Origin of the sequence: Pseudogulbenkiania sp. MAI-1, assembly GCF_000527175.1 — a bacterium.
GTDB lineage: Bacteria > Pseudomonadota > Gammaproteobacteria > Burkholderiales > Chromobacteriaceae > Pseudogulbenkiania.
Genome location: NZ_AZUR01000001.1, coordinates 457,501 through 476,910, shown reverse-complemented (window position 1 = coordinate 476,910; position 19,410 = coordinate 457,501). Strand labels below are relative to the sequence as shown.

Sequence of the window (19,410 nt, the reverse complement as noted above, 5' to 3'; positions counted from 1 at the left end):
GTTTACAGCAGGACGATCAGGCCGACTTGAGCATGCCGTGCGGGTCGATGACGAATTTGCGCGGTGCGCCGCCGTCGAACTGGCGGTAGCCGTTCGGCGCCTCGTCAAGCGAGATCACGCTGACGTTGACGATCTTGGCGATCGGCAGACGATCCCACAGGATGGCCTGCATCAGGTTGCGGTTGTACTTCATCACCGGGGTCTGGCCGGTGTGGAAGGAGTGCGACTTGGCCCAGCCAAGACCGAAGCGGATCGACAGGCTACCACGCTTGGCCGCGGCGTCGACCGCGCCCGGATCGTCGGTCACGTACAGGCCCGGAATGCCGATGGCGCCGGCCACGCGGGTGACTTCCATCAGCGAGTTGAGCACCGTGGCCGGGGCCTCTTCGTGCGAGTGCGAGCCGTGGCCGCGCGCCTCGAAGCCGACGCAGTCGACCGCGCAGTCCACCTCCGGTGTGCCGAGGATGGCCGCGATCTGCTCGCCCAGCGTGGCGTCGAGCGACAGGTCGACGGTCTCGAAACCCATCGCCCTGGCGTGCGCCAGGCGCTCGGCGTTCATGTCGCCGACGATGGTCACCGCGGCGCCCAACAGGCGTGCCGAGGCGGCGGCGGCCATGCCGACCGGGCCGGCGCCGGCGATGTAGACGGTCGAGCCCGGCTTGACGCCGGCCGTCACCGCGCCGTGGTAACCGGTCGGCAGGATGTCGGACAGGCAGGTCAGGTCGCGGATCTTCTCCATCGCCTTGTCCTTGTCCGGGAACTTGAGCAGGTTGAAGTCGGCGTACGGCACCATCACGTACTCGGACTGGCCGCCGATCCAGCCGCCCATGTCGACATAGCCGTAGGCACCGCCGGCGCGCGACGGGTTGACGTTCAGGCACACGCCGGTGTGCTGTTCCTTGCAGGTCTGGCAACGACCGCAAGCCACGTTGAACGGCACCGACACCAGGTCGCCGACCTTCAGCGTCTCGACGTCACGGCCCACCTCGATCACCTCGCCGGTGATCTCGTGGCCCAGCACCAGCCCGACCTCGGCCGTGGTGCGGCCACGCACCATGTGCTGGTCCGAGCCGCAGATATTGGTCGTCACCACCTTGAGGATGACGCCGTGGCCGATCGCCCTCCCCTGCGGATCGACCATTTTCGGGTAGCCGATGGGCCGCACTTCGACGTGCCCTTGCCCCAGATACACCACACCGCGATTGTCGCTCATTGTCTGCCTCCGAATTGTTTCGATGGGTTTCGTTCGCGCACAGCCGTGGCACAGCGTCGGCTGGCGCTTCGCGACAATAGGGGCGAACTCCCTCCGACAAGGAGACTGAAAGCGCCGCAGAGCAGCCAATTCCCGACATCACCTCACGGCGGTCGAGGCGGTGAACCACGGCGCGTAAAGTCGGCCGACGAGTGAGTGCGGGCATCCATGCGGGGTTGCGGGGAAGTCGGGCGACACGGCGGCGGGCCTCCGGCCACTCACCGGGGAGGCGCCGAGGCGGCCGGCAACAACAGGAGAAACGTTGGGAGGATGCAACACCGCTGGCGGAAAACAGCAAAACGGCGCCGGGGCAGCCACTTACTTCGCGGCCGGCCCCGGCGCCGTGGGATAGAACGCGGGAAGACTAACGTATGCCCTGGATGTAGTGCACCAGCTCGTCGATGGTGAATTGCTGCTCGTCGAGGGTGGCCCGCACCACATCGCCGATCGAGACCACACCCAGCACCTCGCACCCCTCCATTACCGGAAGGTGGCGGATGCGCTTGTCGGTCATCAGCGCCATGCATTCGTCAACCGTCTGCTCCGGCTTCACATAGACCACGCGGCTGGTCATGACCTCGCGCACGTGGGTGCCCGCCGAGGTGCGTCCCTGCAGAACCATGCGGCGCGCGTAGTCGCGCTCCGAGAAAATGCCGTGCACATCACACTCGTGCATCACCAGCACCGCCCCGACGTTCTCTTCGGCCATGACCTGCAGGGCCTGGAACACGGTAGCGTCGGGACTGACGAAGATCAGCTTCCGGTTGGGTTTGCTTTCGAGCAATTGTCGGACAGTTTGCATGCGACCCCCTTTTGCAGACGAGTTGGACCTGTTATGCCTCCACTATAGATGATCCGGGACGAATATCTGCCCGATGCGCTTACCTGGCGCGGATCATCGTGCCGACGCCGGCGTCGGTGAGGATTTCCAGCAGCAGCGCGTGCGGCACGCGGCCGTCGATGATGTGCACCGAGTTGACGCCGTTCTTGGCGGCATCGAGGGCGGAGCTGATCTTGGGCAGCATGCCACCGTGGATGGTGCCGTCGGCGAACAGCGCGTCGACGTTCTCGGCGGTCAGTCCGGTCAAGAGCTTGCCGTTCTTGTCCAGCACGCCGGGGGTGTTGGTCATCAGCACCAGCTTCTCGGCCTGGAGGGTTTCGGCCAGCTTGCCGGCCACCAGGTCGGCGTTGATGTTGTAGGCCTCACCGTCGCTGCCGACGCCGATCGGCGCGATCACCGGGATGAAATCCTGCGAATCGAGCAGCGACACCAGCGCCGGATCGATGTAGTCGATTTCGCCGACGCGGCCGATATCGATCTGCTCGTCCTCTCCCTCGCCCTTGAGGAACAGCTTGTGGGCGCGGATGAAGTGGCCGTCCTTGCCGGTCAGGCCCACGGCCTTGCCGCCGTGCTGGTTGATCAGCGAGACGATTTCCTTGTTGACCTGGCCGCCCAGCACCATTTCCACCACGTCCATGGTTTCCTGGTCGGTCACGCGCATACCCTGGACGAACTCGCCCTGCTTGCCGACGCGTTCCAGCATCTCGTTGATCTGCGGACCGCCACCGTGCACCACCACCGGGTTCAGGCCAACCAGCTTCAGCAGCACCACGTCCTTGGCGAAGTCTTCCTTCAGCTTGTCGTCGGTCATCGCGTTACCGCCGTATTTGATCACGATGGTCTTATCGTTGAAACGGCGGATGTAGGGCAGCGCCTCGGCAAGGATGAGCGCCTTTTCGGTGGCGGATACGGTCACGTGCGGTCTCCTGGGTAAGGGGATACGGGAAGTGTTGCATTGTAATCAATCACGTTGCTGAACTGTTATTTATTAATTGCCAGCGACGCCCGCACTCAGTACATTAACATCCCATAAATGAACAACCATTCAGCAATCTTCATGAGCACCGAACAAGCTTCACCACGCTGGCAGCGCAAGAAAGACGCCCGCCCGGCGGAAATCCTCGATGCGGCGCTGACCCTGTTCGTCGAGAAGGGCTTTCGCGCCACCAAGATGGAAGACATCGCGCGCGCCGCCAACGTCACCAAGGGCACGCCCTACCTGTACTTCCAGAACAAGGAAGAAATCTTCAAGGCCGTGGTGCGCGACACGCTGGTGCCACGCATCACCAACCTGCAGGCCATGAGCGCACAACACGAGGGCAGTTGCGCCGAACTGCTGGTCAGACTGCTGCAGGCCTGGTGGCAAGACATTGGCTCGACCCGCATGGCCGGCTTGTGCAAGCTGATGGTGGCCGAAGCGGCCAACTTCCCCGAACTGGCGGCGTTCTACCAGCAGGAAGTCATCGTCCGTGGCCGCCAACTGGTGGCCGACGCGTTGCACCTGGGTATCGAGCGCGGCGAATTCCGCCCGGTCGATATCGACAGTGCGGTGGAATGCCTGATCGCCCCGCTGCTGATGACCGTGATCTGGAACCACTCCTTCGGCGGCATTCCCTGTTGTGCTCCGGCACCGGCCGGCCCGCCGGAGCACTATCTGCAGCAGGCCCTGGACCTAGTGCTCAACGGCCTGTGCACCCCCGCCCAAAACAACAACTAAACAGGATTCGACACGATGAAGACACCTCGCTCCCCCTGGCTCCTCGCCGGCCTGACGGTGCTCGGGCTCGCCGCCTGCGCCAAGGAGGCCACGGTTCAGGAAGACATCCGCCCGGTGCGTTACGTCACCGCCGGCGGCAACGCCACGCAGGCCGGCGCCAGCTTCGCCGGCGACATCCGCGCCCGGCAGGAAACCCCGCTGGCGTTCCGCGTCGGCGGCAAGATCGCCGAGCGCTTGGTCAACGCCGGCGACCGGGTGAAGAAGGGGCAGGTACTGGCCCGGCTCGACGCCAACGACTACGAACTCGACCTGGCGGCCAAACAGGCCCAGCTCGCCGCCGCCCGCTCCGATCTGGTGCAGCAGGAAGCCGACCTCAAGCGCTCGCAGGAACTGCTGGGCAAGCAGTTCATCAGCCAGGCCCAGGTCGATCGCCAGCAAAACGCCGTCAACGCCGCCCGCGCCCAACTGCAGCAGGCCCAGGCCCAACTGGCTGGCAGCCGCAACCAGAACGGCTACACCATCTTGCGCGCCGACGCCGACGGCGTGATCGGCAGCGTCAGCGCCGAAGCCGGCCAGGTCGTGGCCGCCGGGCAGGCGGTGATGAAGCTGGCGCTGGACGGACCGCGCGAAGTCGCCATCCAGGTGCCGGAAAACGCGCTGGTCGCCCTGCGCGAGGCCAAGACGCTGCAGGTGAAGCTGTGGGCCGACGGGCAAAGCTACCGCGGCGCCCTGCGCGAGCTGGCGGCCGACGCCGACCCGGCCACCCGCACCTACGCCGCGCGCATCAGCCTCGACGGCGCCAACGACGCCCTGCAACTGGGCATGAGCGCCACCGTGACGCTGCCGGCACCGGACCGTGGTGAGAAGCTGCAACTGCCGCTCTCCGCCCTGCTCGATCAGGACGGCAAGCATTACGTCTGGGTGATCGACCCCAAGAGCCGCAAGGTCGGCCGCCGGGAGATCCGGGTGGAGAGCATCGGCAATACCGTAGCCCACGTCAGCGGCGCCCTGAAGGCGGGCGAGCAGGTGGTGAGCGCCGGGGTGCATCTGCTGCGCGACGGACAGCAGGTCCGCCTGCTCCAGCCTTGAGGAGCGTCCGATGAAACGACTCAACCTGTCCGAATGGGCGCTCAAGCACCAGGCGCTGGTGCTGTACCTGATGATCACGCTGATGCTGGCCGGCGCCTGGGCCTATACCCAGCTGGGCCAGAAGGAAGACCCGGCGTTCACCTTCAAGGCGATGATGGTCAAGGCGGTGTGGCCGGGCGCCAGCGCCAGCGAAATGGAACAGCAGGTCACCGACAAGCTGGAACAGAAGCTGCAGGAGATCGGCGAGCTGGAATACGTCAAGAGCTTCACCAAGCCCGGCGAAGTGCAGTTGCTGCTCAACCTGCGCGAAGGCATCGCCCCCGATGAGGTGCCGGAACAGTGGTACCGGGTGCGCAAGAAGCTCGGCGACCTGCGTCCGACCCTGCCGGCTGATCTGAAGGGTCCGTTCTTCAACGACGAGTTCGGCGACACCTTCGGCAACCTGTTCGCCTTCACCGGCGACGGCTTCAGCGCCGAGGAGCTGCGCCGCTACGTCGACCGCACCCGGCAGGAAGTGCTGCGCCTGCCCGATGTCGGCAAGGTCGAGATCGTCGGCGAACAGCAGGAGCGCATCTACGTCGATCTCTCCATCAGCCGCTTGGCCACGCTGGGCCTTGACACCCGCACCATCTGGAACGCGCTGGCCGAGCAGAACGCCGTCACCCCGGCCGGGGTGTTCGAAACCGCCGGCGAGCGCATCTGGGTGCGCCCGAGCGGCGCTTACGGCACGCTGGACGCGGTGCGCAGCACCCCGATTACGGTCAACGGCCAGACCTTCCGTCTCGACGACATCGCCACCGTGCACCGCGCCTTCGTCACCCCGCCCAGCTTCAGCATGCGCTTCAACGGCCGGCCGGCGCTGGGATTGGCCATCAGCATGAAGGACGGCGGCGACGTGCTGCGCCTGGGACGCGACCTCGAGCAGTTGATGGCGCGGGTCAAATCGGAACTGCCGCTCGGCGTGGAAATCGCGCCGGTCTCGGACCAGCCCAAGGTGGTGAAGAACTCGATCAGCGAGTTCATGCATTCGCTGCTCGAAGCCGTCGTCATCGTGCTGGCGGTGAGCTTCTTCAGCCTGGGCTGGCGCTCCGGCGTGGTGGTGGCGCTGTCGATCCCGCTGGTGCTGGCGATGACCTTCCTCGCCATGTACTTCTTCGACATCGACCTGCAGCGCATCTCGCTGGGCTCGCTGATCATCGCGCTCGGCCTCTTGGTGGACGACGCCATCATCGCGGTGGAAATGATGGCGCTGAAGCTGGAACAGGGCTGGAACAAATTCCAGGCCGCCACCTTCGCCTACACCAGCACCGCCTTCCCGATGCTGACCGGCACGCTGATCACCGCCGCCACCTTCCTGCCGGTGGGGCTCGCCAAGTCCAACGCCGGCGAATACGTGTTCAGCCTGTTCGCCGTGGTCGGGCTGGCGCTGGTGCTGTCGTGGGTCGTGGCGGTGATCTTCACCCCATATCTCGGCTTCAAGCTGCTGCCGGAGCACAAGACCGATGGCGATCATGCCGACGTCTACCACAAGCTGTTCTACCTGCGCTTCCGCAGCGTGCTGGAATGGTGCCTGGATCACCGCAAGACGGTGATCGCCGGCACGCTGGTGCTGTTCCTGCTGTCGCTGGGGGCGTTCAAGCTGTTCGTGCAGCAGCAGTTCTTCCCCTCGTCCAATCGGGTGGAACTGCTGGTCGACCTGTGGCTGCCGCAGGGCGCCAGCTACCAGGCCACCGAACGCGAGGTGAAGAAACTGGAGGCGATGTTCGCCCACAACCCCGGCATCAGCAGCATCACCAGCTACGTCGGTGGCGGCTCGCCGCGCTTCTACCTGCCGCTCGATCAGCAGATGCAGCATCTCAACTATGCCCAGCTGATGATCATGACCAAGGACGAGAAGGTGCGTGAAACGGTCAAGCGCCAATTGGAACACGCCTTCGACAACGACTTCCCGCTGCTGCGCGGACGCGTGATCCGACTGGAAAACGGCCCGCCGGTAGGCTATCCGGTACAGTATCGGGTGATGGGCGAACGTCACGAGGAAGTCAAACGCATCGCCGCGCGGCTGGAAGCGCTGCTGCGTGCCCAGCCCGGCACGACCCAGGTCAACAACGACTGGGGCGAGCAGGTCAAGTCGCTGCGCCTCGTGATCGACCAGGACCGCGCCCGAGCGCTGGGGGCGTCGACCCAGAGTCTCGGCCGTCAGCTGCAGCTCTTGATCTCGGGCGCCGCGCTGACCGAGTTCCGCGAGGGCGACCGTACCATCGCCGTCGAGGCGCGACTCAACCCGGCCGAGAAAACCGACGTCGGGGGTCTCGGCAACCTGATGGTGCAGGCCGCGAACGGGCGCTTCGTCCAGGTCTCGCAGCTCGCCCGCATCGAATACCAGCCGGAGGAGAGCATCATCTGGCGCCGCAACCGTCTGCCGACGGTGACGGTGCGCGCCGACACCGCCGACGGGGTGCAGGCGGCGGAGGTGGTGCAGGAGCTGGCGCCCAAGCTCAAGCAGCTGGAAGCCACACTGCCCCTGGGCTATCACATCGAGATGGGAGGATCGGTCGAATCCAGCGTCAAGTCGCAACAGGCCATCGCCAAGGTGGCGCCGCTGATGATCGTGGTGGTGCTGACGCTGCTGATGCTGCAGCTGCAGAGCTTCCAGCGCACGCTGATGGTGGTGCTCACCGCGCCGCTCGGCATGATCGGCGTGACGCTGACGCTGATCGCCTTCCACGCGCCGTTCGGCTTCGTGGCGATGCTGGGGGTGATCGCGCTGTCGGGCATGATCATGCGCAACTCGGTCATCCTGGTCGACCAGATCGAGCATGACATCCGCGAGGGCGTCGAGCGCTGGGAGGCCGTGGTCGGTTCCACGCTGCGCCGCTTCCGTCCTATCATGCTGACGGCACTGGCCGCGATCCTGGCGATGATTCCGCTGACCCGCAGCACCTTCTGGGGGCCGATGGCGGTGGCGATCATGGGCGGGCTGCTGGTGGCGACGGTGCTGACCCTGCTGTTCCTGCCCGCGCTGTACGCGCAGTGGTTCAGGGTGCAACGCCCCGCCCCCCGCTCCAGCCATGGCGTCGAGCGAGCCCCTGCGGAACACCTCGCGACACCGGAGCCGGCAGGCGCCGAAGCATGAGGAGCCAGGCAGAGCGCCCCCGCTTCGGCCGCACCGACGCCTTGCCGGCCACGGGCCGGCATCGAGGCGGGGACAAGACACGAGCCGGAACCGGTTCCGCGAACAGCCATTGACGAGAATACCAATGAAACCACGCATCCTTACCCTGGCCTGCCTCATGGCCATCGCCACCCTGCCGGCCCGGGCCTTCGACCTGATGGAGGCCTGGCGGCAGGCACGCGGCTACGATGCGGCCTTCGCCGCCGCCGGCTACGACCGCGACGCCGGCCACGAGAAAGCGCCGCAGGGCCGTGCCGGGCTGCTGCCCCAGGTGGGGCTGAGCGCCGACTACAGCCGCACCAACCTGCTCGAACCATCCAGCCATGGCAGCTTCTCCGGCTACGGCGCCGGCGTGCAGCTGACCCAGCCCTTGTTCGACGTCGGCAAGTATACCGGCTACCAGAAAGGCAAGACCGCAAGCGCGCTGGCCGACACCCGCTACGCCGCCAGCGAGCAGCAGCTGATCGTCGACGTGGCACAGGCCTACTTCGACGTGCTGCTGGCGCAGGACACGCTGGCCTCCACGCAGGCCACCAAGAAGGCCTTCGCCAGCCAGCTGGAACAGGCCAAGACCGCGTTCGAGGTCGGCACCGCCACCATCACCGATACCCACGAGGCCCAGGCCGGTTACGACGGTGCGGTGGCGCAAGAGATCCTCGCTGAGAGCGATCTGGAGATCAAACGCAACGCCTTGCGCCGCCTCACCGGCCTCGATCCGCTCGGGGTACAGGCGGTCACGCCCAATCTGCCGCTGGATCAGCCCACCACCATCGGCCTCGACGACTGGACCGCCCAGGCGCTGGCCAACAACCTGGACATCAAGGCGCAGGAACAGAACCTGCAGCTGGCCAGCCAGGACCTGACCGAGAAGCGCGGGCAGCACCTGCCTGTGGTCTCGCTCACCGCCGGCTACAGCGACAACACCGACAACAGCCCGTTTAATAGTTTTGCACAGACTCGCGCCTCTTCCGTCGGCGTGCAGTTGACCCTGCCACTCTACGCCGGCGGCGGCATCGACTCGCGGGTGCGCGAGGCGGCGGCCAATGAGAACAGCGCCAAGGACAAGCTGGAGGCGTCGCGCCGTCAGGTCCGCGAACAAGTGCGCCAGGCTTACCTGGGCGTCACCAGCGGTGCCGCCTTCGTCAAGGCACAGCAACAGCTGCTGGTCTCGGCCAAGAGCAAACTCGACTCCACCCGCCTCGGCAAGGAGGTCGGCGTACGCACCAACCTCGACCTGCTGCAGGCCGAGCAGGAGTACTACAACGTCCAGACCCAACTCGCCAAGGCGCGCTACAGCTACCTGCTCGCCAAGCTGCAGCTGGCCCAGGCCGCCGGTCGGCTGGGACCGGAGCAACTGGCCGAGGTCAACGCCTTCATCGTGCGCTAACCCTTTTCCTAGCCTGTTTTTTCCCTGTCGGCCGGTTTCCCCCGGCCGATTTTCTTTGGCGGCAGCGCAACACTCCACCCACCCTGCGTTTAATTTATTAAGTGTAACGTAGCTTTTTAATAAACACCTGTCTAGAATTTGCTCAACCCGTGGCGCTAACCGGACCCGGACCGAGGCAGAAGAACGGCCCCCGACGGCGGCGCCCAAGCTGCTGTCGCCACCAGGGCCGGGCCGCACAGCCAAATGCAAATCGTCCCCCCAGCCCGACACTCAGGCAAAGAACGACAGGAGAAACCTCATGAGCAACCAGCAACTGCAGCAACGCAAGGCCGCCGCCACTCCGCGCGGCGTCGGCGTGATGTGCGGCTTCTATGCCGAACGCGCCAAGAACGCCGAGCTGTGGGACGTGGAAGGCAACCGTTACATCGACTTCGCCGGCGGCATCGGCGTACTGAATACCGGCCATCTGCACGACAAGGTGCAGGCCGCCGTGGCCGAACAGCTCAACAAATTCAGCCACACCTGCTACCAGGTCGTCCCCTACGAGCTCTACGTCGACGTAGCGGAGCAGCTCAACGCCCTGACCCCAGGCGACTACGCCAAGAAAACCGCGTTCTTCTCCACCGGCGCCGAAGCCGTGGAAAACGCCATCAAGGTAGCGCGCGCCGCCACCGGCCGTCCCGGCGTGATCGCCTTCGGCGGCGGCTTCCACGGCCGCACCATGATGGGCATGGCGCTGACCGGCAAGGTCGCCCCGTACAAACTCAGCTTCGGCCCGTTCCCGGCCGACATCTACCACGCTCCGTATCCCAACGCGCTGCACGGCGTCTCGATCGCCGACTCGCTGACCGGCCTCGAGCGCCTGTTCAAGTACGACATCGAGCCGTCGCGCGTCGCCGCCATCATCTTCGAACCGGTACAGGGCGAAGGCGGTTTCGTGCCGGCGCCGGTCGAGTGGGTGCGCGCACTGCGCCAACTGTGTGATAAGCATGGCATCCTCTTGATCGCCGACGAGGTGCAGGCCGGCTTCGCCCGCACCGGCAAGATGTTCGCAATGGAACACTTCGGCGTGACCGCCGACCTGACCACCCTGGCCAAGTCGCTGGCCGGCGGCTTCCCGCTGTCCGCGCTGGTCGGCCGCGCCGAACTGATGGACGCGCCGGCTCCGGGCGGCCTGGGCGGCACCTACGCCGGCAGCCCGCTGGCGCTGGCCGCGGCCAAGGCGGTGATCGGCGTGATCCAGGAAGAAAAGCTGCTGGAGCGCGCCAGCCGCCTAGGCGAGGAACTGAAGGAAAAACTGCACGGCCTGAAACAGGCCGTGCCGCAGATCGCCGAAGTGCGCGGCCTGGGCGCGATGATCGCCGTCGAATTCAACAAGCCGGGCAGCCACGAGGCCGACCCCGAGTTCGCCAAGAAGGTGCAGCAGAAGGCGCTGGAATCGGGCCTGATCCTGTTGACCTGCGGCACCTACGCCAACGTGGTACGTTTCCTGTTCCCGCTGACCATCGAGGACAGCGTATTCCAGGAAGCGCTGGCCAAGCTCGAGGCCGCGCTGCGCGCCTGAGCCGCCCCCTTCGGCCAACCTGAGAGGGTTGGCCGGACGCCCCGCACACGGAGAACACCATGCTGAATCTGAAAGACCCGTCGCTGCTCAAGCAGCAGTGCTACATCAACGGCCAGTGGGTGGATGCCGACAACGGCGAGACCATCCCGGTCACCAACCCGGCTACCGGCGAGACTATCGCTCACGTGCCGAAAATGGGCCGCGCCGAGGCCGAGCGCGCCGTGGCCGGCGCCGCCGAAGCGTTCAAGAGCTGGAAGAAGAAATCCGCCAAGGAGCGCGCCAACCTGCTGCGCAAGTGGTTCGACCTGATGATGGCCAACCAGGACGACCTCGGCGTGATCCTGACCGCCGAGCAGGGCAAGCCGCTGGCCGAGGCCAAGGGCGAGATCGCCTACGGCGCCAGCTATATCGAGTGGTACGCCGAGGAAGCCAAGCGCATCTACGGCGACACCATCCCCTCCACCGGCGCCGACAAGCGCATCCTGGTGACCAAGGAGCCGATCGGCGTCACCGCCGCGATCACGCCGTGGAACTTCCCCAACGCCATGATCACGCGCAAGGCCGCCCCAGCCATGGCCGCCGGCTGCCCGATGGTGGTGCGCCCGGCGAGCCAGACCCCGCTCTCCGCGCTCGCCATCGCCGAACTCGCGCACCGCGCCGGCATCCCGGCCGGGGTGTTCTCAGTGATCACCGGTGGCTCGACCGAGATCGGCGGCGTGCTGACCGGCTCCGACACCGTGAAGAAATTCAGCTTCACCGGCTCCACCGAAGTGGGCCGCAAGCTGATCGCGCAATGTGCCGAAACCGTGAAGAAAGTATCGATGGAACTGGGCGGCAACGCGCCGTTCATCGTGTTCGACGACGCCGACCTCGACGCCGCGGTCGAAGGCGCGATGATCTCCAAGTACCGCAATGCCGGCCAGACCTGCGTCTGCGCCAACCGCATCCTGGTGCAGGACGGCGTGTACGACGCCTTCGCCGAGAAATTCACCGCCGCCGTGGCCAAGCTGCAGGTGGGCAACGGCCTGGAAGCCGGCGTGAACCAGGGCCCGATGATCGACATGAACGCCGTGGCCAAGGTGGAAGAGCACATCGCCGACGCGCTGGCCAAGGGCGGCAAGCTCGTTACCGGCGGCAAGCGCCATGCGCTGGGCTTTAGCTTCTTCGAGCCGACCGTGATCACCGGCGTGACGCCGCAGATGAAAGTCGCCAAGGAAGAAACCTTCGGCCCGCTGGCCCCGCTGTTCCGCTTCAAGACCGAAGAAGAAGCAATCCAGATGGCCAATGACACCGAGTTCGGCTTGGCATCCTACTTCTACGCGCGCGACATCGGCCGCATCTTCCGCGTCTCGGAAGGCCTGGAGTACGGCATGGTCGCCGTCAACAGCGGCATCCTCTCCAACGAGGCGGCACCGTTCGGCGGCGTCAAGCAGTCTGGCCTCGGCCGCGAAGGCTCCAAGTACGGCATCGAAGACTATCTGGAAATCAAGTATGTGCTGCTGGGCGGCATCGACCGCTGATTGAAATGTAAGACCCTGTCAGGTGTGAAGCGATTCGGGCCGGTACAAACCGGCCCCTTTTTTTGTCATCAGCCGAAGGACAGGCTTCGACCAACAAGTAGAAACGACTGTGCGCTCAGTGCAATCGCGCCACCCGCTCCGACAGCGGAATCCCAGCCTCCTTGAGGCAGGACGCCAGATCGTGGAACGCCAGCTCGCGGTCCGGCGCCACGTCCGGCACCAGCATCCACGGCGTGCGCGCCACGACTTCCTCGCTGCCCTTGAGCGTGAGGCCGACATCGTAGCCCTGCAGCTCCGGCTGATACTCCGCCACCGCCTCCAGTTCCTGCAGGCCACCGTGCCCGGCCGCCACCAGCGCCACCGTCATGCCCAGGCGCTTGCGGTTCCACGCCTGCACCCCGGCCGACAGCGCCTCCCACCACGGCAGCGGCGTGAACAGTTCGGCCTCGCCGTACTCCATCTCGCTGGCGATGGCCTGCTGCACCACCGGCATGGTCAGCTCCAGCGCCTTGCGGCCGAGCTGACGCACGCGCTCGACGGTCAGCACGCCGCGCTCGACGATGAACGGAATCCACGCCAGCACCAATTGCGGCTGCTGGGTCTTGCGCGCCGCCTCGAAGGTGGCGCGCGCCGGCTCCGGCTCGACCGGCGCGAAGTCGCAGCCGCTGTCCATCACCGGCGCCAGGTGCACCAGGTTCTGGCAGGAACGCTCGTTCAGCATGTCGAGCGTGAAGATGGTCGGCGACACCCACAGGATGGCCTGCGACGGCACGTCGAGCGCATCCGCCAGCACACCCTCGATGCGCTCCAGCAAGGGGAAATGCCACCACACCCCGCCCTGCGCGCGCGAGAAGGCCAAGGGCAGCGCCCATAGCTCGAACGACACGCTGGTGCCGTCCTGGCGCACCACCTCGGGGAAGGCGATGCAGTCGCGAGCCGTATCGACCAGCAGTTGGCGCGCCGGCACCTCGCCCTGCAATGCCAGCTGCGCCTCGGTGAACACCGCCTGATCGCCGCCAGCCAGGGCCAATTGCACGTCGGCGGTCAGTTGCACCCGGCGCACCGGGTCAGCCACGGCGGCCTGCGCGGTTTCGGCCAGGGCACGAATCGCCCGGGCACGCTCGGCCGGGGGCAGCGGCTCGCTCGGCCCGACGCGCATCTCGCGCGCCTTCGGCCCCATGTCGCGCTCGTTGTAGACCTGCTGCAGGCGCTGATAGACCGTCATCGCCTCGTCGCAGATCGCCTGCAGCCGGGCGGCACTGGGCACCTCGTCGCGGAAGGAAAAATCGAACAGCCGGAAACCGCTGTTGCAGACGTAATGGGTCAGCTGCTCCTCCTCATCGAACAGCACCGCGCTGGCGAAGCCGGTACTGTCGCGGCCGGCGAACGGCGTCATGTCGTTGCCGACCAGGCGGCAGACGAAGGCGGGCGATCCGGTATGGACCACGTACTCCCACGGCTCCAGTCCGGCCTCGTCCACGGCGTCGCCGAAGATGAAGCGGCTGGGCGGCTGCGGCTCGCCCTTGATACGGGCATTGCGGGGATGGGGTTTCATCGGTCTCTACGTCGATCAGCGGAATAAACGTTGTATTTTACCCCGAGCCGCCTCGACGATGAAACCTATCGACCGAGTCAGCCCTACGTTCGGTGCTCCGCTCCCGCCGCCACCAATGCCGCCATGCGCGCGGCTCCGGCCCTCCCGCTCACCGCCAGCCCGGCGGCCACGCCGTCCCGATTGGCTACCGGCTGGTTCTGGCTCGCCTTCCACTTGCCTTCCAGTCGGCTGATCACGATCTCGATGCCGACCACCGCCCCCATCAGTTTGTCGATGTAGCCGGCCGGCGCATCGGTCAACTGCCAGGGCGACGCCATGCCGGCCTCGTGCTCGGCCGTCAGCAGGGTCAGTTGCTCGCGCAGCCAATCCCGGTCGTCGATCGTCCGCAACCGGCCGTGGGCATGCACCGCCACGTAATTCCAGGTCGGCACCACCTTGCCGTCCTCCTGCTTGCTCGGATACCAGCCGGGCGACACGTAGGCGTCGGGACCGTGGAATATCGCCAGCACCTCGCTCTCCCCCGTGACGTTGCGCCACAAGGGATTGGCGCGCGCGACATGGCCGCGCAGGCAACCCGACGGGGCCGCCGGGTCGGGCGACCACAGCAGCGGGATATGGTTGGCCTCGAGCCCCACCGACGTCGACGATACCAGCGTGGCGAGCGGCGCCGTGCGCATCAGCTCATGCATGGCCTCCACGCTTGGCGCCTCGAAATGTTTGGGCACGTACATCTCACGCCTCCCGACTATCCAGTTTGAAGCGCAGATGCTGCCTCACCGCCGGCCACTCCAGATCGATGATCGAGAACACCACGGTATCGCGGTAGCTCCCGTCGGCAAAGCGCTGGTGATTGCGCAGGATGCCGTCCTGCTTGGCCCCCAACCGCGCAATCGCCGCCCGCGACGCCTGGTTCATCCAACTGGTGCGAAACTCTACCGCGATGCAACCCAGCGTATCGAAGGCATGCTCGAGCAGCATCAGCTTGCACTCGGTGTTGATCGCCGTGCGCTGGGCGCTCTTGGCATACCAAGTCGAGCCGATCTCGACGCGCCGCCGCTCCTGCTCGATATTCATGAAGGTGGTCATGCCGCACAGTTCGCCGTTGTCGAGCCGGCGCACCGCGAACGGCAGCATGCTGCCCTGCCGCTGCAAGGCCAGTCGGCGTTCGATCTCGGCGCGCATGCCCTCCGGTTTCGGAATGGCGGTATACCACAAGCGCCACAATTCGCCGTCGCAAACCGCTGCCGCCAGCCCATCGTGATGCTCCAGCGCCAGCGGCTCCAGCCGGGTATGACGCCCATCCAAAGTGATTGACTCACAGAACCTCATCGCGGGTTCCCTCTCAGCCAAGTATCAAAGTGGTTCATGATCCCTCCCTCAGCACGCACATGCCGCAGGGCCGTTCGGCATGGTTTGCTGGGCCAGTTCACCGGCCACGGTCGCATAGCCGTCGCGCTTCCACCAATCGATGCCGCCGATCAGCTCACGCACCTGGAAGCCCAGTTCGGCCAACTTCAGCGCCCCCTTGGTCGACGCATTGCAACCGATGCCGTCGCAAAACGTCACCAGCAGGCGGTCCCGCGGCAGGTCCGCTGTGCTTTCCGCCGTCATCAAACGGTGCGGCCGGCTGAGCGCGCCCGGCAGGGTCTCGCGGCCATAGGCCTCGGCCGAGCGGGCATCGATCAGCAACAGCGGCTCGCCCTGCTCCAGCATGGCGTAAACATCGGCCGAATCGATCTCGTAAGCCAGCTTGGCATCATAAAACGCGCATTGATCCATCAGCATCTCGGACTCCTTCATCTCAGAGTGGACATGCAGTCAGGCTACAGGCAAAGTCATCCCATCAGAAGAACCACTTTTCCACTAGCAAAGGAACCACCTTGAGCAGCGACTGGATCGTCGACGCCCTGCAGCAAGGCCTCCAGCGCGAGAGCAGTGAAGCGCTGCACCGCCAACTCTACCATCGGCTGCGTGACTGGATTCGCCAGGGGCGGCTGCGCGGCGGCACCACCCTGCCAGCCTCTCGCCAACTGGCCAACGCGCTACGGCTCGGGCGCAATACCGTGCTGGCCGCCTATGACCAGTTGCTGGCCGAAGGTTACCTGGAAGCCCGGCACGGCTCGGGCACCTACGTCTCGGACGTTTTCGAACCCCACCGCTCACCCCAGCCCGCCGCCACACCAACGCTGCCTGGCCTCAGCCGGCGCGGCCAGTTGATGAGCCAGCACAGCAAACTGCCTCAGGGCTTGTATGGCGCTTTCGCACCCGGCGTCCCCGCCTTGGATGCCTTCCCCCAACAGCAATGGCAACGGCTGCTCGCGCGCCACAATAAACAGCCCGGTCCGGAATGGCTCAGCTACAGCCAGGACGGCGGACTCACGGCCCTGCGTGAGGTGCTATGCGACTACCTGTGCCAATCACGCTCGGTGCAATGCCGGCCGGAGCAGATTCTGATCACCCAGGGAGCCCAGCAGGCACTGGAACTGTGCGCCCGCCTGCTGGCCGATCCAGGTGACACGGTCTGGCTCGAAGAACCCGGCTATGCCGGCGCCCAAGCGGCCATGGCCGCCGCCGACCTCGACATCGTCCCAGTACCGGTCGATTCGGAGGGACTGAACCCGGCAGCCGCCCCCTCCTCCCAAACGCCGAAGCTGATCTACATCACCCCCTCGCACCAATATCCGAGCGGCGTGGTGATGTCGCTGGCCCGGCGCCTGGAACTGCTGAAGCTGGCCGAAACCCATCAGAGCTGGATCATCGAAGACGACTACGACAGCGAATTCCGCTACCGCTCGCAGCCACTCGCCTCGCTGCAAGGGCTCGCCAACGGCGGCACCGTGATCTACCTCGGCACCTTCAGCAAGGTGATGTACCCGGGGCTGCGTCTCGGCTATCTGGTGCTGCCGGAAGCCCTGATCGACCCGTTCCGCGCCAGCTACGCCCGTCTGTACCGCGAGGGCCACTACCCCATCCAGGCAGCACTGGCCGACTTCATCGCGGAGGGGCATTTCGCACGCCATATCCGCCGTATGCGTGAGCTCTACCAGATCCGCCAGACTCTGCTGCGCGAAACACTGCTTGGCCGGCTGGGCGAACGTATAGAGCTTTCCCCCGGCGAAGCCGGCATGCACCTGGTTGCCACGCTGCCCGACACCATCGACGAACAGCACCTGAGCGCCATCGCCGCGCGCGAAGGATTATGGCTACGCCCTTTGGGGCGGCATTTCTGGGGACCGGCCACGAGGCGGGGACTGGTATTGGGATACGCCGGGGTACCGGAAGCCGAACTGAGGCGTTCGGCGCTCCGGCTGGCGGAACTGTTCAAACAGGAAGAGCGGCGCTACGGCAGTTCCAATCCGGAGCCAAAAGAGAGAAGCCGGTAGGTGTTTGGAAGCGTAAAAGCCAAAAGCCCAGCTCGTTTGAGCTGGGCTTTCTTGAGGGGAGTCTGGCGGTGTCCTACTTTCACACGGCAAGGCCGCACTATCATCGGCGCTAAGGCGTTTCACGGTCCTGTTCGGGATGGGAAGGAGTGGGACCACCTCGCTAAGGCCGCCAGACATAAACTGTCAACAAACTGGAAGAAGCCTGGAAGCCTGTCAGCTTCCATTTCGAATTTGGGTAATCGATCGTACGTCGCACACTTCACCGCGTGGCCCAAGCCACTCAAATGATAGGATCAAGCCTCACGAGCAATTAGTATCGGTTAGCTTCACGCCTCACAGCGCTTCCACACCCGACCTATCAACGTCCTGGTCTCGAACGACTCTTCAGGAGGATCAAGTCCTCAGGGAAGTCTCATCTTCAGGCGAGTTTCCCGCTTAGATGCTTTCAGCGGTTATCTCTTCCGCACTTAGCTACCCGGCAATGCCACTGGCGTGACAACCGGTACACCAGAGGTGCGTCCACTCCGGTCCTCTCGTACTAGGAGCAGCCCCCGTCAAACTTCCAACGCCCACTGCAGATAGGGACCAAACTGTCTCACGACGTTTTGAACCCAGCTCACGTACCACTTTAAATGGCGAACAGCCATACCCTTGGGACCGGCTACAGCCCCAGGATGTGATGAGCCGACATCGAGGTGCCAAACTCCGCCGTCGATGTGAACTCTTGGGCGGAATCAGCCTGTTATCCCCGGAGTACCTTTTATCCGTTGAGCGATGGCCCTTCCATTCAGAACCACCGGATCACTATGTCCTGCTTTCGCACCTGCTCGACTTGTCGGTCTCGCAGTTAAGCCACCTTTTGCCATTGCACTATCAGCACGATTTCCGACCGTACCTAGGTGACCTTCGAACTCCTCCGTTACACTTTGGGAGGAGACCGCCCCAGTCAAACTGCCTACCATGCACTGTCCCCGATCCGGATCACGGACCAAGGTTAGAACCTCAAACACACCAGGGTGGTATTTCAAGGGCGGCTCCACCAGAACTGGCGTCCTGGTTTCATAGCCTCCCACCTATCCTACACAAGTCTGTTCAAAGTCCAATGCAAAGCTACAGTAAAGGTTCACGGGGTCTTTCCGTCTAGCAGCGGGGAGATTGCATCTTCACAAACATTTCAACTTCGCTGAGTCTCAGGAGGAGACAGTGTGGCCATCGTTACGCCATTCGTGCGGGTCGGAACTTACCCGACAAGGAATTTCGCTACCTTAGGACCGTTATAGTTACGGCCGCCGTTTACCGGGGCTTCGATCAAGAGCTTGCACCCCATCACTTAACCTTCCGGCACCGGGCAGGCGTCACACCGTATACGTCCACTTTCGTGTTGGCACAGTGCTGTGTTTTTGATAAACAGTCGCAGCCACCGATTCTCTGCGACCTCTCGAGGCTTCGAACGCGAGGTCCTACACCCTAAGAGGCATACCTTCTCCCGAAGTTACGGTATCAATTTGCCGAGTTCCTTCTCCTGAGTTCTCTCAAGCGCCTTAGAATTTTCATCCTGCCCACCTGTGTCGGTTTGCGGTACGGTTCTCGTATAGCTGAAGCTTAGTGGCTTTTCCTGGAAGCGTGGTATCAGTCACTTCGGCTCCGTAGAGCCTCGTCATCACGTCTCGGTGTTAATAGAGCGGCGGATTTGCCTACCGCTCCCACCTACCGGCTTAAACCAGGACGTCCAACACCTGGCTGACCTAACCTTCTCCGTCCCCACATCGCACTATACGAGAGTACGGGAATATTGACCCGTTTCCCATCGACTACGCTTTTCAGCCTCGCCTTAGGGGCCGACTCACCCTACGCCGATGAACGTTGCGTAGGAAACCTTGGGCTTTCGGCGAGCGGGCTTTTCACCCGCTTTATCGCTACTCATGTC

At 64.7% G+C, this 19,410-nt stretch carries 14 protein-coding genes and 2 rRNA genes (1 of these 16 only partly in view); 7 read left to right on the top strand and 9 right to left on the bottom strand.

Annotated features, from left to right (window positions below; genetic code table 11):
* Positions 1-16: 16 nt before the first annotated feature.
* From fdhA to argB, 3 genes are all read right to left on the bottom strand, one after another.
* Positions 17-1,213, bottom strand: a complete 1,197-nt coding sequence (gene fdhA / locus PSEMAI1_RS0102225; RefSeq protein ID WP_024301292.1) for a formaldehyde dehydrogenase, glutathione-independent — start codon at positions 1,211-1,213, stop codon at positions 17-19.
* 403 nt (positions 1,214-1,616) lie between these two features.
* Positions 1,617-2,054: a CBS domain-containing protein gene (locus PSEMAI1_RS0102220; RefSeq protein ID WP_024301291.1), complete on the bottom strand. Its 438-nt coding sequence runs from the start codon at positions 2,052-2,054 to the stop codon at positions 1,617-1,619.
* A 79-nt stretch (positions 2,055-2,133) separates the two neighbouring features.
* Positions 2,134-3,009, bottom strand: a complete 876-nt coding sequence (gene argB / locus PSEMAI1_RS0102215) for an acetylglutamate kinase (protein ID WP_024301290.1) — start codon at positions 3,007-3,009, stop codon at positions 2,134-2,136.
* A gap of 141 nt (positions 3,010-3,150) precedes the next feature.
* On the opposite strand from argB, the gene PSEMAI1_RS0102210 reads away from it, so the two are divergent.
* The 6 genes from PSEMAI1_RS0102210 (at position 3,151) to gabD (ending at position 12,545) form a co-directional block, all read left to right on the top strand.
* Entirely contained in the window at positions 3,151-3,810 is a 660-nt protein-coding gene (locus tag PSEMAI1_RS0102210; protein WP_024301289.1) for a TetR/AcrR family transcriptional regulator, read from the top strand.
* A 15-nt stretch (positions 3,811-3,825) separates the two neighbouring features.
* Positions 3,826-4,899: an efflux RND transporter periplasmic adaptor subunit gene (locus tag PSEMAI1_RS0102205; protein WP_024301288.1), complete on the top strand. Its 1,074-nt coding sequence runs from the start codon at positions 3,826-3,828 to the stop codon at positions 4,897-4,899.
* A gap of 10 nt (positions 4,900-4,909) precedes the next feature.
* Positions 4,910-8,035: an efflux RND transporter permease subunit gene (locus tag PSEMAI1_RS0102200; protein WP_024301287.1), complete on the top strand. Its 3,126-nt coding sequence runs from the start codon at positions 4,910-4,912 to the stop codon at positions 8,033-8,035.
* A 124-nt stretch (positions 8,036-8,159) separates the two neighbouring features.
* Positions 8,160-9,461 (top strand): TolC family outer membrane protein, encoded by a 1,302-nt coding sequence (locus PSEMAI1_RS0102195; protein ID WP_024301286.1) that lies wholly within the window; start codon positions 8,160-8,162, stop codon positions 9,459-9,461.
* Between the two features lie 298 nt (positions 9,462-9,759).
* Complete coding sequence (gene gabT, locus PSEMAI1_RS0102190) at positions 9,760-11,025, top strand: 4-aminobutyrate--2-oxoglutarate transaminase (RefSeq protein ID WP_024301285.1); 1,266 nt, start codon at positions 9,760-9,762, stop codon at positions 11,023-11,025.
* A gap of 59 nt (positions 11,026-11,084) precedes the next feature.
* A complete protein-coding gene (gene gabD / locus PSEMAI1_RS0102185) occupies positions 11,085-12,545 on the top strand; it encodes an NADP-dependent succinate-semialdehyde dehydrogenase (RefSeq protein ID WP_024301284.1) in 1,461 nt (486 codons plus the stop codon).
* A gap of 115 nt (positions 12,546-12,660) precedes the next feature.
* On the opposite strand, the gene PSEMAI1_RS0102180 is transcribed toward gabD, so the two are convergent.
* The 4 genes from PSEMAI1_RS0102180 to PSEMAI1_RS0102165 form a co-directional block, all read right to left on the bottom strand.
* Positions 12,661-14,100 carry a hypothetical protein gene (locus PSEMAI1_RS0102180; protein WP_024301283.1) on the bottom strand — a complete coding sequence of 480 codons (1,440 nt, stop codon included), beginning with the start codon at positions 14,098-14,100 and terminating at the stop codon, positions 12,661-12,663.
* Between the two features lie 83 nt (positions 14,101-14,183).
* Positions 14,184-14,831, bottom strand: a complete 648-nt coding sequence (locus PSEMAI1_RS0102175; protein WP_024301282.1) for an FMN-binding negative transcriptional regulator — start codon at positions 14,829-14,831, stop codon at positions 14,184-14,186.
* Position 14,832: 1 nt separating this feature from the next.
* Positions 14,833-15,429, bottom strand: a complete 597-nt coding sequence (locus PSEMAI1_RS0102170) for a GNAT family N-acetyltransferase (protein ID WP_024301281.1) — start codon at positions 15,427-15,429, stop codon at positions 14,833-14,835.
* 48 nt (positions 15,430-15,477) lie between these two features.
* Positions 15,478-15,885, bottom strand: coding sequence for a rhodanese-like domain-containing protein (locus PSEMAI1_RS0102165; RefSeq protein WP_024301280.1), 408 nt, complete (start codon positions 15,883-15,885; stop codon positions 15,478-15,480).
* Between the two features lie 95 nt (positions 15,886-15,980).
* Here PSEMAI1_RS0102165 and PSEMAI1_RS0102160 point away from each other — a divergent pair, with 95 nt between their 5' ends.
* Positions 15,981-17,483, top strand: coding sequence for a PLP-dependent aminotransferase family protein (locus PSEMAI1_RS0102160; protein ID WP_024301279.1), 1,503 nt, complete (start codon positions 15,981-15,983; stop codon positions 17,481-17,483).
* Between the two features lie 60 nt (positions 17,484-17,543).
* Here the strand turns inward: PSEMAI1_RS0102160 and rrf are convergent.
* Positions 17,544-17,657: ribosomal RNA gene (rrf, locus tag PSEMAI1_RS0102155) — 5S ribosomal RNA — on the bottom strand.
* 115 nt (positions 17,658-17,772) lie between these two features.
* Positions 17,773-19,410 (bottom strand): 23S ribosomal RNA (locus PSEMAI1_RS0102150) (it continues 1,349 nt past the right edge of the window).

Excerpts from the sequence above, each read along its gene's own strand:
- PSEMAI1_RS0102210 (WP_024301289.1), top strand. The coding sequence starts at position 3,151 with ATGAGCACCGAACAAGCTTCACCACGCTGGCAGCGCAAGAAAGACGCC.
- PSEMAI1_RS0102200 (WP_024301287.1), top strand. The coding sequence starts at position 4,910 with ATGAAACGACTCAACCTGTCCGAATGGGCGCTCAAGCACCAGGCGCTG.
- PSEMAI1_RS0102165 (WP_024301280.1), bottom strand. The coding sequence starts at position 15,885 with ATGCTGATGGATCAATGCGCGTTTTATGATGCCAAGCTGGCTTACGAG.
- PSEMAI1_RS0102170 (WP_024301281.1), bottom strand. The coding sequence starts at position 15,429 with ATGAGGTTCTGTGAGTCAATCACTTTGGATGGGCGTCATACCCGGCTG.
- PSEMAI1_RS0102175 (WP_024301282.1), bottom strand. The coding sequence starts at position 14,831 with ATGTACGTGCCCAAACATTTCGAGGCGCCAAGCGTGGAGGCCATGCAT.
- PSEMAI1_RS0102180 (WP_024301283.1), bottom strand. The coding sequence starts at position 14,100 with ATGAAACCCCATCCCCGCAATGCCCGTATCAAGGGCGAGCCGCAGCCG.
- gabT (WP_024301285.1), top strand. The coding sequence starts at position 9,760 with ATGAGCAACCAGCAACTGCAGCAACGCAAGGCCGCCGCCACTCCGCGC.
- PSEMAI1_RS0102205 (WP_024301288.1), top strand. The coding sequence starts at position 3,826 with ATGAAGACACCTCGCTCCCCCTGGCTCCTCGCCGGCCTGACGGTGCTC.
- gabD (WP_024301284.1), top strand. The coding sequence starts at position 11,085 with ATGCTGAATCTGAAAGACCCGTCGCTGCTCAAGCAGCAGTGCTACATC.
- fdhA (WP_024301292.1), bottom strand. The coding sequence starts at position 1,213 with ATGAGCGACAATCGCGGTGTGGTGTATCTGGGGCAAGGGCACGTCGAA.
- PSEMAI1_RS0102220 (WP_024301291.1), bottom strand. The coding sequence starts at position 2,054 with ATGCAAACTGTCCGACAATTGCTCGAAAGCAAACCCAACCGGAAGCTG.
- PSEMAI1_RS0102195 (WP_024301286.1), top strand. The coding sequence starts at position 8,160 with ATGAAACCACGCATCCTTACCCTGGCCTGCCTCATGGCCATCGCCACC.